Annotated in this window: 14 protein-coding genes and 1 riboswitch; of the genes, 9 read left to right on the top strand and 5 right to left on the bottom strand. The window is 73.5% G+C overall.

All coding sequences use genetic code 11. The features are described 5' to 3' along the window. Positions 1-2 precede the first annotated feature (2 nt). Positions 3-1,184, top strand: coding sequence for an imidazolonepropionase (hutI, locus tag DMB38_RS11655; protein ID WP_125935112.1), 1,182 nt, complete (start codon positions 3-5; stop codon positions 1,182-1,184). Between the two features lie 67 nt (positions 1,185-1,251). Here hutI and DMB38_RS11650 read toward each other — a convergent pair whose 3' ends face one another. Together DMB38_RS11650 and DMB38_RS11645 are read right to left on the bottom strand one after the other, a co-directional pair. Continuing rightward, positions 1,252-2,619 (bottom strand): alpha/beta hydrolase, encoded by a 1,368-nt coding sequence (locus tag DMB38_RS11650; RefSeq protein ID WP_125935111.1) that lies wholly within the window; start codon positions 2,617-2,619, stop codon positions 1,252-1,254. A 94-nt stretch (positions 2,620-2,713) separates the two neighbouring features. After that, positions 2,714-3,724: an RNA polymerase sigma factor SigF gene (locus tag DMB38_RS11645; protein WP_125935110.1), complete on the bottom strand. Its 1,011-nt coding sequence runs from the start codon at positions 3,722-3,724 to the stop codon at positions 2,714-2,716. Positions 3,725-3,970: 246 nt separating this feature from the next. On the opposite strand from DMB38_RS11645, the gene DMB38_RS11640 reads away from it, so the two are divergent. Continuing rightward, positions 3,971-4,339 (top strand): STAS domain-containing protein, encoded by a 369-nt coding sequence (locus tag DMB38_RS11640; RefSeq protein ID WP_125935109.1) that lies wholly within the window; start codon positions 3,971-3,973, stop codon positions 4,337-4,339. A 200-nt stretch (positions 4,340-4,539) separates the two neighbouring features. Beyond that, positions 4,540-5,076, top strand: coding sequence for an ATP-binding protein (locus tag DMB38_RS11635; protein WP_047016093.1), 537 nt, complete (start codon positions 4,540-4,542; stop codon positions 5,074-5,076). Between the two features lie 72 nt (positions 5,077-5,148). Here the strand turns inward: DMB38_RS11635 and DMB38_RS11630 are convergent, their stop codons facing one another. Then, positions 5,149-6,102, bottom strand: coding sequence for an alpha/beta hydrolase (locus tag DMB38_RS11630; protein ID WP_125935108.1), 954 nt, complete (start codon positions 6,100-6,102; stop codon positions 5,149-5,151). Positions 6,103-6,305: 203 nt separating this feature from the next. Between DMB38_RS11630 and DMB38_RS11625 the strand changes: the two genes are divergently transcribed. After that, entirely contained in the window at positions 6,306-6,980 is a 675-nt protein-coding gene (locus DMB38_RS11625; protein ID WP_047016091.1) for a response regulator transcription factor, read from the top strand. A gap of 27 nt (positions 6,981-7,007) precedes the next feature. Then, positions 7,008-8,249 carry an ATP-binding protein gene (locus DMB38_RS11620; protein WP_125935107.1) on the top strand — a complete coding sequence of 414 codons (1,242 nt, stop codon included), beginning with the start codon at positions 7,008-7,010 and terminating at the stop codon, positions 8,247-8,249. Positions 8,250-8,357: 108 nt separating this feature from the next. On the opposite strand, the gene DMB38_RS11615 is transcribed toward DMB38_RS11620, so the two are convergent. Next, entirely contained in the window at positions 8,358-8,957 is a 600-nt protein-coding gene (locus tag DMB38_RS11615) for a GtrA family protein (protein ID WP_206337680.1), read from the bottom strand. A 134-nt stretch (positions 8,958-9,091) separates the two neighbouring features. On the opposite strand from DMB38_RS11615, the gene DMB38_RS11610 reads away from it, so the two are divergent. The 4 genes from DMB38_RS11610 (at position 9,092) to DMB38_RS11595 (ending at position 13,687) form a co-directional block, all read left to right on the top strand. Next, on the top strand, positions 9,092-10,243 hold the full coding sequence (locus DMB38_RS11610; RefSeq protein ID WP_125935106.1) for a 5-(carboxyamino)imidazole ribonucleotide synthase: 1,152 nt from the start codon (positions 9,092-9,094) through the stop codon (positions 10,241-10,243). 7 nt (positions 10,244-10,250) lie between these two features. Then, positions 10,251-10,766, top strand: a complete 516-nt coding sequence (gene purE, locus DMB38_RS11605; RefSeq protein ID WP_125935105.1) for a 5-(carboxyamino)imidazole ribonucleotide mutase — start codon at positions 10,251-10,253, stop codon at positions 10,764-10,766. An 89-nt stretch (positions 10,767-10,855) separates the two neighbouring features. Then, on the top strand, positions 10,856-12,064 hold the full coding sequence (locus DMB38_RS11600; RefSeq protein WP_125935104.1) for a dipeptidase: 1,209 nt from the start codon (positions 10,856-10,858) through the stop codon (positions 12,062-12,064). A gap of 240 nt (positions 12,065-12,304) precedes the next feature. Next, positions 12,305-12,499, top strand: a riboswitch (cyclic di-AMP (ydaO/yuaA leader). A 3-nt stretch (positions 12,500-12,502) separates the two neighbouring features. After that, entirely contained in the window at positions 12,503-13,687 is a 1,185-nt protein-coding gene (locus DMB38_RS11595; protein WP_125935103.1) for a transglycosylase family protein, read from the top strand. Between the two features lie 78 nt (positions 13,688-13,765). On the opposite strand, the gene DMB38_RS11590 is transcribed toward DMB38_RS11595, so the two are convergent. Next, positions 13,766-15,106 carry a UDP-glucose/GDP-mannose dehydrogenase family protein gene (locus tag DMB38_RS11590; protein WP_125935102.1) on the bottom strand — a complete coding sequence of 447 codons (1,341 nt, stop codon included), beginning with the start codon at positions 15,104-15,106 and terminating at the stop codon, positions 13,766-13,768. Between the last annotated feature and the right edge of the window lie 67 nt (positions 15,107-15,173).

The raw sequence follows: 15,173 nt of genomic DNA, 5'->3' as shown, positions 1-15,173 counted from the left end.
CCATGACCGCCACCGCCATCGTCAACATCGGCAGCCTCGTCACCAATGACCCGGCCCTCGGGGACGGGCCGCTCGGCCTGCTGGAGGACGCGGCCGTCGTCTTCGACGGCGACCGCGTCGCCTGGGTCGGCGCGGCCGACGCGGCGCCGGCCGCGGACACCGCGTACGACGCGGCGGGGCGGGCGCTGCTCCCGGGCTTCGTCGACTCGCACTCGCACCTCGTCTTCGCCGGCGACCGCACCCGCGAGTTCGCCGCCCGGATGTCGGGCCGTCCGTACACCGCGGGCGGCATCCGCACCACGGTCGCCGCCACCCGCGCCGCGACCGACGAGGAACTGGCGGCGAACCTCGCCCGGTTCGTCCGCGAGATGCTCCGGCAGGGCACGACGACGCTGGAGACGAAGTCCGGCTACGGGCTGACCGCGGCGGACGAGGCGCGGGGGCTGCGGGTCGCGGCGGAGCAGGTGGAGGAGGTCACGTACCTCGGTGCGCATGTCGTCGCGCCGGAGTACGCGGACGATCCGGGCGCGTACGTCGACCTGGTCACCGGCGAGATGCTGGACGCCTGCGCGCCGTACGCGCGGTGGATCGACGTCTTCTGCGAGAAGGGGGCGTTCGACGGCGACCAGGCGCGGGCGATCCTCGCGGCCGGCAAGGTACGCGGCCTGACTCCGCGGGTGCACGCGAATCAGTTGTCGTACGGGCCCGGGGTGCAGCTCGCCGTCGAGCTGGAGGCGGCGTCCGCGGACCACCTGACGCACCTGACGGACGCGGACGTGGCGGCGCTGGCGTCGGGGGTGACGGTGGCGACGTTCCTGCCCGGCTGCGAGTTCTCGACCCGGGCGGTCTACCCGGACGTGCGGCGGGTGCTGGACGCGGGCGTGACGGTGGCGTTGTCGACGGACTGCAACCCGGGCTCGTCGTTCACCAGCTCCATGCCGTTCTGCGTGGCCGTCGCGGTACGGGAGATGGGCATGACGCCGGACGAGGCGGTGTGGTCCGCGACGGCGGGCGGCGCGGCGGCGCTGCGGCGCACGGACGTGGGCCGCCTCGCACCGGGCGCACGGGCGGACGCGGCGCTGCTGGACGCGCCGAGCCACGTGCACCTGGCGTACCGGCCGGGGGTGCCGCTGGTGGCGGAGGTGTGGCGCCGGGGGGAGCGGGTACCGGCGGGCGGCAACTGAGGAGCGACGGCGGGCGCGAGGGCGCCGGGCGGCAACTGAGGAGCGGCGGCGGGTCCCGACGGGCCGGTCAGCAACTGAGGTTCGCGTCCGGTGCCGCCGCGGGGCGCGCCGTCAGATGCTCCACCGCCGCGCGCTCCGCGCACTCGTTGCCGAAGCCCACCAGCCCGTGCCGCCCGCCCGGCACGGTGAGCAGCGGCGCCCGGAACCGCATCGCCACCCGCTCCGCGCCCGCCGCCGGTGTGCGGATGTCGTCCTCGCTGTTGATCAGCAGCAGATCCGCCCCGTCGGCCGCGCCGTAGTCCCCGGCACGGGCCCCGTCGCCGGCCCTTTGGCCGGTCCCGGGCCGGACCGCGCCCAGCGGCTCGCCGCGCCCCGGCCAGTGCACGCAGGGCGCGTAGTCGCGCGCCACCGTCCGCGTACGCCACCGCGCCTCGCGGGCGTCGTCCAGCTCCCGCAGCAGCGCCCGCAGGTTCCCCGGCCACCGGAAGTCCGTGCAGTGGACGCCGAGGAAGAGCGCGAGCGGCGGCGGTCCCGGGTCCAGTTCGTCGAACGCCGCCCGCACGTCGGACGGCACCGCCTTCGGCGCGGCCCTGGGCCCCGGCTCCGGCACCTGCTCGTCGTCCAGTTCCTGGCGGGTGTGCAGGGTCCTCAGTACGTAGGACGTGCCCGGCCGGTCCGGGTCGACGACCCCGTCGAAGACCGCCGCGCGCACCCGCTCCGGGTGGCGGGTGACGTAGACCTGGCCGGCCACCGTGGCGTACGAGTGCAGCAGCAGGCTGATGCGCTCCTCGCCCAGCGCCCGCCGGACCCGCTCCAGGTCCGTCGCGCCCGCGCGGGAGCCGAGGCGGGCCAGCAGCGGGCCGTAGGAGAGGCGGCAGCCCTCGACGTAGTCGCGGGCGGCGGCGTCGACGGCGGTGACGTCCCGGACGAGGCGGAGGCTGCGCGTGCTGCCGAGGCGGTCGAGGGCGCCGCGGGGCTCGCCGCAGTCGACGCGGTGGCTGCGGCCGGTGCCGCGGCGGTCGTAGCCGACGATGTCGAACCGGTCGCGCAGCGCGCGCGGGTAGTCGACGCCGGCGGACACGGCCTCCTGGAGGCCCGACAGGCCGGGACCGCCGGGCGCGAGGACGAGCGCGCCGATGCGGCGGCCCTGGTCACGGGCGGGCAGCCGGGAGAGCGCGAGGCGGAGGGTCTCGTGGCTGCCGCCGCCGACGGGCACGGTGACACCGCGGCACTCGCGCCGCTCCATGCCCGTCAGCGGGCAGGGGGTCCACTCGTCACCGCCGGGGTCGGGGTCGTACGAGGAGGTGCCGGCGCCGGACGGCTCCCGGCCGTCCCCGCCCGGCAGCGCGCACGCGCCCGTCCAGGCCAGCGCCAGCGCCGTGAGCAGGGCGAGCACCGGGGCCCGGCGGCCGGGCCGCCGCCGGGGGGAGGCCATGGGCCGATCATGGCACCGCCTCCCCGGAAAGCCGGGGAGGCGGCTCCCGGCCGGGTCCGCGGCCCCGTTCCCGGTCCGCGGCCCGGTCTCCGGCTCACTCCTCGACCATCAGCCCCTTGCGGAGCCGCACCAGCGTCCGCGACAGCAGCCGGGAGACGTGCATCTGCGAGATGCCCAGCTCCTCGCCGATCTCCGACTGGGTCATGTTGGCCACGAAGCGCAGCGAGAGGATCTTCCGGTCGCGCGGCGTCAGCTCCGCTATCAGCGGCTTGAGGGACTCGACGTACTCGATGCCCTCCAGGCCGTGGTCCTCGTAGCCGATGCGGTCGGCGAGGGTGCTCTCGGAGTCGTCCTCCTCGGGCTGCGCGTCCAGCGAGCTGGCGGTGTAGGCGTTCGAGGCGGCCATGCCCTCGACGACCTCGTCCCTGCCGATGTCCAGCCGCTCGGCCAGCTCGTCGACCGTGGGGGCGCGGTCGAGCTGCTGTGCCAGCTCGTCGCCCGCCTTCGCCAGGTCGAGGCGGAGCTCCTGCAGCCGCCGCGGGACGCGTACGGACCAGGAGGTGTCGCGGAAGAAGCGCTTGATCTCGCCGATGATCGTCGGCATCGCGAAGGTGGGGAACTCCACCCCGCGGGCGGGCTCGAAGCGGTCGATCGCCTTGATGAGCCCGATTGTGCCGACCTGGATGATGTCCTCCATCGGCTCGCTGCGCGAGCGGAACCGGGAGGCGGCGAACTTCACCAGCGCCAGGTTGAGTTCGATCAGGGTGTTGCGCACGTACGAGTACTCGTGGGTGCCCTCTTCGAGGGTGCCGAGCCGGTCGAAGAGGGTCTTCGACATGGCCCGCGCGTCCGCGGGGGCGACCTCGTCGAAGGCGATGCCCTCCAGCTCGTCGATGCTCCCCGTGAAGGCCGCCGTGCCGGCGGCGTCCGCGGCGTCCGCGATGCTCGCGGTGTCCTCGGTGGCCTGGTCGGCGGCGTCCTCGCCGCCGGGGCCGCCACGGGAGACGACGGTGTCCGCGCCGTGGTGCTCAGTGTGGTCGTTGCCGCGCTCGGCGTGGGGTCGTGCCGGCGGCGTGCTCGCCGCGGCGTCGAGCCGGGTTGACATTTGTCCTCCATCGTTCTCGGCAATGCGGCTGCCGATGCCAGTTCTTGTCCGCTTGTGGTCTGCGGCGCCTCCCAAGGCCACGTGTGGTGAGTGCTTCTAGCCCTACCCGCTTCTCTCCTCCGGTGCAAGAATCAGGTGTCCATATTTGCCCTATTATGTTGGCTGTTCGGGTGCCGAACGTGTGACCAAAGGCGTAGGGTCGGACCTGCATCGCACGACAGCCCGAGGGTCAGGAGACAAGCGCGCATGGACGCCGGAACCGCCGGAAGCCCGAGCCGCGGCCGACTGCACGTCGACGTGCGGGTCCATGGCGGGAGCGCCGTCCTCACACCTGCGGGTGAACTCGATTACCACACGGCCGAGGTGCTGCGGGAGCCGCTGGAGCGATGTATCGCCGGCGGCCGCAGCCGGCTCGTACTCGACTGCTCGCGCCTGGAGTTCTGCGACTCGACGGGGCTGAACGTGCTCCTCGGCGCCCGCCTGAAAGCGGAGGCCGACGGCGGAGCCGTGCACCTCGCGGGGCTGCAGCCGGTGGTGGCCAGAGTCTTCGAGATCACGGGTGCGGAGGCGGTCTTCCGGCTGCACGACACCCTGGAGTCCGCCCTCGTGGAGTGACCTCCCGGTCACCGGATGCCGGGTGGGGCCGGTGCGTCAGGTGATGCGCGTCACAGTGACCCGGGGAAACTCAGGGGTGTTTCCGCGATCTCGTAGGGCAGAAGCCCAGGCGAAACTTCTGGAACGGGCAGGAAGGGCACGAATGCGCGGACGGGTGCGCGAACGGGCGTGCGGTTGCGCGAAGGGGGTGTCGTGAGGCGATGAGCTTCAGGTCGTTGCCGCCGGGCGCGCTGCCGCCCGAGGGCGAGGCCGGCAGCGGCGCCGCCGCGCCCGCGCGCCCCGACGGCGGCGCCGCCGCGGCCGATCCAGCCGGCGAGCCCGCCCCCGCGGGACAGGTCCGCCGGCTGCGGCTCGTCGGCGCCAGCGGCATGGTGCCCCGCGCCCGCGACTTCGCCCGCCGGGCCCTGGAGGACTGGGGCTGGCTGCCCGCGGTCAACGCGGAGCAGCGCGCGGCCGCGGAGGACGTCCTGCTCGTCGTCTCGGAACTGGTCACCAACGCCTGCCTGCACGGCGGCGGGCCGGACGAACTGCGGCTGCGCACGGCGGGGAAGGTGCTGCGGCTGGAGGTCAGCGACTCCGGCACCGGCACGCCCGAGCCCCGTACCCCGCACCGCGCCAGCAGGCCGGGCGGGCACGGGATGTTCATCGTGCAGCGGCTCTGCCTCGACTGGGGCGTGCAGCGGGAGCCGGGAGTGGTGGGCAAGACGGTGTGGGCGGAGCTCTCCGCGCCGCTCTAGGCCGTCGTACGGGCCCCGCCCGCCGCACGTCGTACGAGCCGATCGTCGTACGCCCCCGCCCGGCGCCTACGCCTACCCGATCCGCCCCCGCAGCCACCCCTCGATCTCCCCGACCACCCCCGGCTCCGTCAGCAGCCGCATCCCGTGCGCGCTGCCCGGCACCACCCGCACCCGTACGTCGTCCGCCGGCATCCCCTGTGCCCGCTCCGCCGCCGCCACCTCCTCCGAGTGGTACGCGGGCACGAAGTCGTGCGCCGAGTGCAGCAGCAGCATCGGGGCGTCGTCCCGACCGGACGCCATGCTCCGCGGGTCCAGCGACCACCACGCCCGCCGGCACGACGGGTCCTCCGACAGGGACGGCGTGCCGTCCGGTGCGCACCCCGCCAGCCGCTCCGCGCTCGCCCGCAGCCGCCGCTCCGCCGCCGTCGCCCCCGGCGCCCCGCCGTCCGACCAGGCCCGGTACGGCGACGCCACCGGCGAGAGCGCCACCACCCCGGCGCTGTGCGCGGCCCCCGCCCCGTACACGGCCGCCGCGACGGCGAGCTGCCCGCCCGCCGACGAGCCCAGCACCGCCACCCGCGCCGGATCCACGGCGTACCCCGCGGCGTGGTGCCGCACCCACCGCAGCGCCGCCGTCACGTCGTCCCGCTGCGCCGGCCACCGCACCTCGGGGGTGAGGCGGTAGCCGGCGTCGAAGACCGCGTAGCCGCGCCGGGCGAAGGCCCGCGCCCACTCCTCCCAGTCGGTGTCGTACGACCAGTACCCCCCGTGCACCACGACGAGCCCGCCGCGGAGCGCCCGCCGCGGCTGCCAGTGGACGGTGACGCGCTGCCGCGGATGCTCCCCGTACGCCTCGACGCTGCGCCTGAGCGCCCCGTCTGCGCCGGGCCGCTGCTCCGCCGTCCGCTCCGCAAGCCGCTCCGGGGGCACGGTCCCGGCCGGCGGCGGCACCAGCGCCGTGAGCGCCGCGGCGGTCCCCAGCACCGCGGTCACGAGCCGCCGCCACCGGACCCGTACCGCAGCCATCGCACCCGCCTCCCCGCGGACCGGCCGGCCCGGTGCCCTCATGGTCGCCGGAAACCCCGCGCGCCGCGATCCGGGGACCGCGATCAGGCGGACGGCGCGAACCGGCGCACGGGCACCGCCGGGGTGTTCGACCGCGTGCCGGGAGGTGAGAGAACCCGACGCCACCGGCCCACTCTCGGTGACCGGAGGTCTACCATCGCACCATGACCCGAGTACTGCTGGCCGAGGACGACGCGGCCATCTCGGAACCGCTTGCCCGCGCGCTGCGCCGGGAGGGCTACGAGGTGGAGGTACGGGAAGACGGTCCCACTGCGCTCGGTGCCGGGCTCCGCGGCGGCGTCGACCTCCTCGTGCTCGACCTGGGCCTGCCGGGCATGGACGGCCTGGAGGTGTGCCGGCGACTGCGCGCCGACGGGCACGGCTTCCCCGTGCTGGTGCTCACCGCCCGCGCGGACGAGGTGGACACCGTCGTCGGCCTCGACGCGGGCGCCGACGACTACGTCACCAAGCCCTTCCGCCTCGCCGAACTGCTCGCCCGGGTCCGGGCCCTGCTGCGCCGCGGCTCCACCGAGGCGCAGCCGCCGGCCACCCACGGCGTACGCATCGACACCGACTCGCACCGGGCCTGGCTCGGCGAGGAGGAGCTGCAGCTCACGGCGAAGGAGTTCGACCTGCTCCGGGTGCTGGTGCGGGACGCGGGCCGGGTGGTCACGCGCGAGCAGTTGATGCGCGAGGTGTGGGACACCACCTGGTGGTCCTCCACCAAGACGCTCGACATGCACATCTCCTGGCTGCGCAAGAAGCTCGGCGACGACGCCGCGAACCCCCGCTACATCGCGACGGTCCGCGGCGTGGGCTTCCGCTTCGAGAAGAGCTAGGCCGGCCGCCCGCGGCCTCCGGCAGCCATGCGCAGACGGCTCATCAACAGCACCCTCGCGGTCGTGCTCGTCGTCATCGCCGTCTTCGGCGTCTCGCTCGTCATCGTCGAGACCCGCACCATCGAGGCCGCCGCGCGCGACCGGGTGCAGTCCGAGGCCGTCCGGCTCTTCAGCGTCGTGGAGGGCAAGATCGCCGACGACGCGCGGGTGACCCGCCAGGCGCTCGCCGGGCAGGTCACGGACGGGCGGTACGCGGAGGTGGAGCTGCCGGGCGGGCCGCCGCTCAAGATGGGGGAGCGGCCCGAGGGCTCGGTCATCGAGGCCACCGAGACCGGCAGCAGGGGCGAGCGGGTCACGGTCATGGAGGCCCGCGACCGGGTCAACGACGAGCTGGGCCAGACCCTGCTGATCATCTTCGCGGTGGCGCTGCTCGCCGTCGGCGCCGCCGTGCTGCTCGCCGTCCGCCAGGCCAACCGGCTCACCGCCCCGCTCACCGACCTCGCCGAGACCGCCGAGCGCCTCGGCTCCGGCGACCAGCGCACCCGCCACCGCCGCTACGGCGTCCCCGAGCTGGACCGCGTCGCCGACGTGCTGGACGCCAGCGCCGAACGGATCGCGCGGATGCTCACCGCCGAGCGGCGGCTGGCCGCGGACGCCTCGCACCAGCTCCGTACGCCGCTCACCGCGCTGTCCATGCGGCTGGAGGAGATCGCGCTCACCGACGATCCGGCGACGGTCAAGGAGGAGGCGGCGGTCGCGCTCACCCAGGTGGAGCGGCTGACGGACGTGGTGCAGCGGCTGCTGACGAAGTCCCGGGACCCCAAGGCCGGCTCGGGCATGGGCTTCGACCTGGACGAGGTCGTCAAGCAGCAGTTGGAGGAGTGGCGGCCCGTGTACCGCGGCGAGGGGCGGGCGATCGTCCGCTCCGGCAAGAAGGACCTGCGCGCGGTGGGCACACCGGGTGCGGTGGCGCAGGTGCTCGCGACGCTGATCGAGAACGCGATGATGCACGGCGCGGGGACGGTCGCACTGCGCACCCGGGTCACGGGCAACCAGGTGGTCGTCGAGGTCACCGACGAGGGTCCCGGCGTCCCCGCGGACCTCGGCTCGCGGGTCTTCGAGCGCACGGTCAGCGGGCGCAATTCGACGGGTCTGGGGCTGGCGGTCGCCCGCGACCTGGCGGAGGCGGACGGGGGGCGGCTGGAGCTGGTGCAGCAGAAGCCGACGACGTTCGCGCTCTTCCTCGCGCGGGAGCACGAGGAACACTGAGGGGGCGTACGGGGCACGCGGACGGCTCGGGTACGGGCGTGCGTGCGGGCTCGCGGGGGTGGAGGGGGCGCGTACGCGAGACGCGGGGGCTCGTACGGGACGCGAACGCTACCGCCGCGCCGCGACCGCCTCTTCCTGCGCCTCGGGTTCCTCCGGCTCTTCGGGCTCCTCGGCCTCCCGCGGTGTGCGCCGGCTCCCCGGGATCCGCACCCCGGGGGTCACGGCTATGTCGCCGGCTTCGCCGCCATCCGCGGGCGCGGCGGCGGGCCGGGCCGCGGGCACCGCACGGAAGACCCAGCTCCGGTAGGACCAGAAGCGGAAGAGCGACGCCACCCCGATGCCCAGGAACTTGAAGATGTTGTTCTGCAGCGGGGTGTCCCAGTCGAACCCGTACGTGGCCACGTACAGCAGGCCGTTCTCGATGACGAGCCCGGCGGCGCTGAAGACCAGGAACAGGGTGAACTCGCGCGGGGGCCGGGTCTTGTCCCGGTCGCGGTAGGTGAAGTACCGGAAGCCTATGTAGTTGAAGATGATCGCGACGGCCGTCGCGATCATGCTGCAGCGGACCACGGGCAGCTCCGTGGAGTTCCGCACGAGGTTGAAGACAGCCAGATTGACCAGGACGCCGATGCCCCCGACCGCGGCGAACTCGGCCACCTCGCGGCTCAGGCGGCGCAGCCGCGTTGCCCCCGGTTGCCGTGCACTCATCAAGATCGTCAGACTCCGATGGTCGGTGGTGTTCCCCTGGTCCCGGTCTTCTCCGGCGGGCCGGAGCCCTCATGCTAACCGTGCCCGCCGACGGAGGGGGCGGCTCCGCCCGCCCGGCCGATACCCTGGGACGCGTGACATTCCCGGTAGTCGGCATGATCGGCGGGGGACAGCTCGCCCGGATGACCCACCAGGCAGGCATCCCCCTCGGCATCAGGTTCAAGCTCCTCAGCGGCACCCGTACGGACTCCGCCGCCCTGGTGGCGGGCGACACGGTCGTCGGGGATTACCGCGATCTCGACACGCTGCGTGACTTCGCCCGCGGCTGCGACGTGATCACGTTCGACCACGAACACGTACCGGCCGAGCATCTGCGGACACTCCAGGCCGAGGGCGTCGCGGTGAGGCCGGGCCCGGACGCGCTGGTGTACGCCCAGGACAAGGGCGCCATGCGGGCCCGGCTGACGGAGCTGGGCATCCCCTGCCCGCGGCACCGGATCGTGGCGGACCCGGCGGACGTGGCGCGCTTCGCGCGCGAGAGCGGCGGCTTCCCGGTCGTGCTGAAGACGGTCCGCGGCGGGTACGACGGCAAGGGCGTGTGGGTCGTCCGTACGGAGGAGGACGCCGCGCCCCCGTTCCGCGCGGGGGTGCCGGTGCTGGCCGAGGAGCTGGTCGGCTTCCGCCGCGAGCTGGCCGCGAACGTCGTCCGCTCGCCGAGCGGCCAGGCGGTTGCGTACCCGGTGGTGGAGTCGATCCAGGTCGACGGGGTCTGCGACACGGTCCTCGCCCCGGCTCCCGGGCTGGCGCCGGAGGACGCGGTGCGTACGCAGCAGCTCGCGCTCCGCATCGCGATGGAGCTGGACGTGGTGGGCCACCTGGCGGTGGAGCTCTTCGAGGCGGAGGGGCCGGACGGCGAGCCCCGGATCCTCGTCAACGAGCTGGCCATGCGCCCGCACAACTCCGGCCACTGGACCCAGGACGGCGCCGTCACCTCGCAGTTCGCCAACCACGTGCGCGCCGTGCTCGACCTGCCGCTGGGCGACCCGCGCCCGCGCGCGCCCTGGACGGTGATGGCGAACGTCCTCGGCGGCGACTACCCCGACATGTACCCGGCGTACCTGCACTGCATGGCCCGGGACCCGGGGCTGAAGATCCACATGTACGGCAAGGACGTGAAGCCCGGCCGCAAGGTCGGCCACGTCAACACCTACGGCGACGACCTGGCCGATGTGCGCGCCCGCGCCCGCCACGCCGCCGACTACCTGCGGGGGACGATCACGGAATGAGCACCGTATGAGCGCGGAGAACGGCCCGCTGGTCGGCATCGTCATGGGCTCCGACTCCGACTGGCCGGTCATGGAGGCGGCGGCGCAGGCCCTCGACGAGTTCGAGGTCCCGTACGAGGTCGACGTCGTCTCCGCGCACCGGATGCCGCGCGAGATGATCGCCTACGGCGAGGAGGCCGCGTCGCGCGGCCTGCGCACCCTCATCGCCGGCGCCGGCGGCGCCGCCCACCTCCCGGGCATGCTCGCCTCCGTGACCCCCCTCCCGGTCATCGGCGTCCCGGTCCCGCTGAAGTACCTCGACGGCATGGACTCCCTGCTCTCCATCGTCCAGATGCCCGCCGGCGTCCCGGTCGCCGCGGTCTCCGTGGCCGGCGCCCGCAACGCGGGCCTCCTGGCCGCCCGCATCCTGGCCGCCCACGACGAGGACCTCCGCGCCCGGATGACGGCGTTCCAGGAGGACCTGAACCACCAGGCCCGCGACAAGGGCGCCCGCCTCCGCCGCAAGACCACCCGCGCGGACTGACACACCGTCCGATCCGGGCCCGGTCGTCCGGCTGTCAGCCTGCGCGGATAGCGTGTGTCCCACGCTATCCGCGCAGGGAGGACGACCTTATGAACGGCGAACTGCTCGCGCGTGCGCGCGAGGTGCTGCGGGCGCACCCCGTCGTCGACGGGCACAACGACCTTCCCTGGGCCCTGCGCGAGCAGGTGACGTACGACATCGACCGGCGTGACATCGCCGTCGACCAGCGCGCGCGGCTGCACACCGACCTCCCGCGGCTGCGGGCCGGCGGGGTGGGGGCGCAGTTCTGGTCCGTGTACGTGAGCGCCGACCTGGCCGGGGACGCCGCCGTGAGCGCGTGTCTGGAGCAGATCGACGTGGTGCGGCGGCTCGCCGACCGCTATCCCGGGGAGCTGCGGCTCGCCGTGACCGCCGACGAGGTGGAGGCGGCGCGGGCCGACGGGCGGATCGCCTCGCTGATGGGGGCCGAGGGCGGGCACTCCATCGCCAACTCGCTCGCCACCCTCCGCGCCTTCCGCCGGCTCGGCGTGCGCTACATGACGCTCACGCACAACGACAACACCGATTGGGCCGACTCCGCCACCGACGAGCCGCGGCACGGCGGGCTCACCGCCTTCGGCGAGGAGGTGGTGCGCGAGATGAACCGGGTCGGCATGCTCGTCGACCTCTCCCACGTGGCGCCCTCGACCATGCGCCACGCGCTGCGCGTCACCGAGGCGCCGGTCGTTTTCTCCCATTCATCCGCTCGGGCCCTGTGTGACCACCCGCGCAACATTCCGGATGATGTGCTGGAAATGCTCCCCGCCAACGGCGGTGTGGCGATGGCCACGTTCGTGCCGAAGTTCGTCCTGCCCGCCGCCGTGGCGTGGACTGCGGAGGTGGACGAGCACATGACCGCCCGGGGCCTCGACCCGTTCGGCGCGGACGACGAAGCGGTCCGCGTACGGCGTGCGTTCGAGGAGGCGCACCCGCGGCCGCAGGCGACGGCCGCGACCGTGGCGGATCATCTGGATCATATGCGCGAAGTGGCGGGAATCGACCATATCGGTATCGGCGGCGACTTCGACGGCACGCCGTTCACGCCGGAGGATCTCGCGGACGTGGCCGGTTATCCGCATCTCGTCGCCGAGCTGCTGCACCGCCGTTGGTCGGAAGAAGACCTGGCCAGGCTCCTGTGGGCCAACGCGCTACGGGTGTTGCGCGACGCCGAGGCGGCGGCGCGCGAAGTGGCCGCCCGGCGCGGCCCGTCGATCGCCACCATCGAACAGCTCGACGGCCCCGCGAAGGTCCAGGGGTGAGCAGAGTGACATAAGTCACTCACAGAATTCTCATCTCGTGCGGCACCGCGCCCGGCTCCTCATTTATCGACAAGTCTCTACCGGAGAGGGGAGATTGGGGAGCGCCACGGGATGGGGCGATTGTCGGGCTGATTCCGATGTGATGTGGGGAACGGCCTTGATGACGTTTCACAGCTTGTTCTGTTTTCGGCTGTGTGATTACGGTGCTCGGCGTGCTCGCGCCACCGATGCGGGTACCTCGTCGCCGTAACGCCGAATCCTGTCGGCGGCGACGGGCAGGCACTTCAGCTTTCACGGCAGGAGCGGGGGACCCAGGTAAGTGCCGCACCGCGCGCGCAAGCGCGGGACGGCTTGGGGTGAAGCCATGCTCCGCATGGCCGGGCATCTCCAGCTCGAACCCGACAGCTCACCTCGCAGGCGTCGGAGAGGAGCATGTCCATGTCCGCACGCGGACGTCACCGTCGCCTGGGCCGGATAGCCCGGGGCAGCAGGGCCCTCATCGTCACCGCCGGCAGCGCCGGCGTCGCCATCCCGCTCATCGCCGGCGGCCACGCCCAGGCCGCCTCCGTCGACACCTGGGACCGCGTGGCCCAGTGCGAGAGCGGCGGCGACTGGAGCATCAGCACCGGCAACGGCTTCTACGGCGGCCTGCAGTTCGTGCAGAGCACCTGGGAGGGCTACGGCGGCACCCAGTACGCGCCGCGCGCCGACCAGGCCACCAAGGAGCAGCAGATCGAGATCGCCGAGAAGGTCCTCGCCTCGCAGGGCCCCGGCGCCTGGCCGGTCTGCTCGGTGCAGGCCGGGCTCACCCAGGGCGGCCCCGCCCCGGACCTCTCCACCGGCGGCGGCGAGGAGAGCGAGCCCGAGGCGCAGCCCGCCAAGGACGAGGCCCCGAAGCAGGAGAAGGCGCCGGAGAAGAAGTTCAAGAAGGCCGGCAACTACACCGTCGTCTCCGGTGACACCCTGTGGGACATCGCGCGCAAGCACGGCATCGAGGGCGGCTGGCAGACGATCTACGAGGGCAACAAGGACGTCATCGGCGACGACCCGGACCTGATCTTCCCCGGTCAGGAGTACGAGTTCGACGGCGGCGAAGAGGTCACCCTCGAGGAGCCGGAGACCACGTCGGCCCAGCCGTCCTCCGCGCAGGAGGAGAAGCCGGCGGCCGAGGAGCAGCAGGAGGAGCAGTCCGCCGAGGCCGCTCCCGCGGGCGGGTTCTCCGCCCCGATCGACGCCGGTCTCTCCACCGCCTACCGGGCCGCGGGCGGTTCCTGGTCCAGCGGTTACCACACCGGTGTCGACTTCTCCGCCGGCACCGGCACCCCGGTCAAGGCCGTCACCTCCGGCACCGTCGTCAAGGCCGGCAACGGCGCAGACGGCGGCGCGTACGGCATCGCCGTCGTGATCAAGCACGACGACGGCCACTACAGCCAGTACGCCCACCTGTCGTCCACCTCGGTGAGCGTGGGCCAGAGCGTGGGCGCCGGCGACCAGATCGGTCTCTCCGGCTCCACCGGCAACTCCACCGGGCCGCACCTGCACTTCGAGGTGCGCACCAGCCCGGACTACGGTTCCGACGTCGACCCGGTCGCGTACCTGCGCGACAACGGCGTCTCCATCTGAGGGTCCCCCGCAGGCGCAACCCCCCGTTTCCGGCGGAACGGGGGGTTCGCCGTGTCCTGCGGCCCGGAGCCGCCCGCGCTACGCCGCCGGGCGGCCCATCGCGCGGAAGGTCCAGCCCGCGGCGCGCCACGGCACCGGGTCGAGCGTGTTCCGGCCGTCGATCAGGTGCGGCCGGGAGACGACCTGCGCGAGCTGCCCGGCGTCGAGGGCGCGGAACTCCGGCCACTCGGTGAGGTGCAGCACGAGGTCGGCGCCGCGCAGCGCGTCCTTTGCCGACTCGGCGTAGCGCAGGGTGGGGAAGACGCGGCGGGCGTTGTCCATGCCCTTCGGGTCGTAGACGGTGACCTGGCCGCCCTGGAGGTGGATCTGCCCGGCGACGTTGAGCGCGGGGGAGTCGCGCACGTCGTCGGAGTCGGGCTTGAACGCGGCGCCCAGGACGGCGATGCGGCGGCCGAGGAAGGTGCCGCCGCAGGCTTCGCGGGCGAGTTCGACCATGTGGGCGCGGCGGCGCATGTTGATCGAGTCGACCTCGCGGAGGAACGTGAGCGCCTGGTCGACGCCGAGTTCACCGGCGCGGGCCATGAACGCGCGGATGTCCTTGGGCAGGCAGCCGCCGCCGAAGCCGATCCCGGCGCGCAGGAACTTCTTGCCGATCCGGTCGTCGTAGCCGATCGCCTCGGCCAGCTTCACCACGTCACCGCCCGCCGCCTCGCAGATCTCCGCCATCGCGTTGATGAACGAGATCTTCGTGGCGAGGAAGGAGTTGGCGGCCGTCTTCACCAGCTCGGCGGTGGGGTAGTCGGCGACCACGAACGGCGTACCGGAGTCCAGCGGCGCGGCGTACACCTCGCGCAGCACCTTCTCGGCGCGCTCGCTCGCCACGCCCACGACGATCCGGTCGGGGCGCAGGGTGTCCTCGACGGCGAAGCCCTCGCGCAGGAACTCCGGGTTCCAGGCCAGCTCGGCTTCCTCGCCCGCCGGGGCCAGCTCGGCCAGCCGGCGCGCCAGCCGGGCCGCGGAACCCACCGGCACCGTCGACTTGCCGACCACCAGACAGGGGCGGTCGAGGAGGGGCGCCAGGGTGTCGATCGCGGCGTCGACATAGCTCATGTCGCAGCCGTACTCGCCGTGCTTCTGCGGCGTGTTCACACAGACGAAGTGCACGTCGCCGAAGGCCGCCGCCTCCTCGTACGACGTGGTGAAGCGCAGCCGGCCGGACGAGCCCCCGACGCCGGAGACGTGCGCGCGCAGCAGGTCCTCCAGACCCGGCTCGTACATCGGCACCCTGCCGGTGGACAGCAGCTCGACCTTTTCCTCGACCACGTCCAGGCCGAGCACGTCGAAGCCCAGCTCGGCCATCGCGGCGGCGTGCGTGGCACCGAGGTAACCGGTGCCGATGACGGTGATCTTCAAGGTCATGGTCCCGAGCATAACGGCGGGCTCCACCACACCCGCCTGGGCAACCATGGGCCCGGGTGCGGAGTCT

It is taken from the genome of Streptomyces sp. WAC 06738 (assembly GCF_003945505.1).
Lineage (GTDB): Bacteria > Actinomycetota > Actinomycetes > Streptomycetales > Streptomycetaceae > Streptomyces.
The sequence above is the reverse complement of the archived record's forward strand: the minus strand, read 5'-3'. Positions and strand labels throughout refer to the sequence as shown.

Excerpts from the sequence above, each read along its gene's own strand:
- hutI (WP_125935112.1), top strand. The coding sequence starts at position 3 with ATGACCGCCACCGCCATCGTCAACATCGGCAGCCTCGTCACCAATGAC.
- DMB38_RS11650 (WP_125935111.1), bottom strand. The coding sequence starts at position 2,619 with ATGGCCTCCCCCCGGCGGCGGCCCGGCCGCCGGGCCCCGGTGCTCGCC.
- DMB38_RS11645 (WP_125935110.1), bottom strand. The coding sequence starts at position 3,724 with ATGTCAACCCGGCTCGACGCCGCGGCGAGCACGCCGCCGGCACGACCC.
- DMB38_RS11640 (WP_125935109.1), top strand. The coding sequence starts at position 3,971 with ATGGACGCCGGAACCGCCGGAAGCCCGAGCCGCGGCCGACTGCACGTC.
- DMB38_RS11635 (WP_047016093.1), top strand. The coding sequence starts at position 4,540 with ATGAGCTTCAGGTCGTTGCCGCCGGGCGCGCTGCCGCCCGAGGGCGAG.
- DMB38_RS11630 (WP_125935108.1), bottom strand. The coding sequence starts at position 6,102 with ATGGCTGCGGTACGGGTCCGGTGGCGGCGGCTCGTGACCGCGGTGCTG.
- DMB38_RS11625 (WP_047016091.1), top strand. The coding sequence starts at position 6,306 with ATGACCCGAGTACTGCTGGCCGAGGACGACGCGGCCATCTCGGAACCG.
- DMB38_RS11620 (WP_125935107.1), top strand. The coding sequence starts at position 7,008 with ATGCGCAGACGGCTCATCAACAGCACCCTCGCGGTCGTGCTCGTCGTC.
- DMB38_RS11615 (WP_206337680.1), bottom strand. The coding sequence starts at position 8,957 with ATGAGTGCACGGCAACCGGGGGCAACGCGGCTGCGCCGCCTGAGCCGC.
- purE (WP_125935105.1), top strand. The coding sequence starts at position 10,251 with ATGAGCGCGGAGAACGGCCCGCTGGTCGGCATCGTCATGGGCTCCGAC.
- DMB38_RS11600 (WP_125935104.1), top strand. The coding sequence starts at position 10,856 with ATGAACGGCGAACTGCTCGCGCGTGCGCGCGAGGTGCTGCGGGCGCAC.
- DMB38_RS11595 (WP_125935103.1), top strand. The coding sequence starts at position 12,503 with ATGTCCGCACGCGGACGTCACCGTCGCCTGGGCCGGATAGCCCGGGGC.
- DMB38_RS11590 (WP_125935102.1), bottom strand. The coding sequence starts at position 15,106 with ATGACCTTGAAGATCACCGTCATCGGCACCGGTTACCTCGGTGCCACG.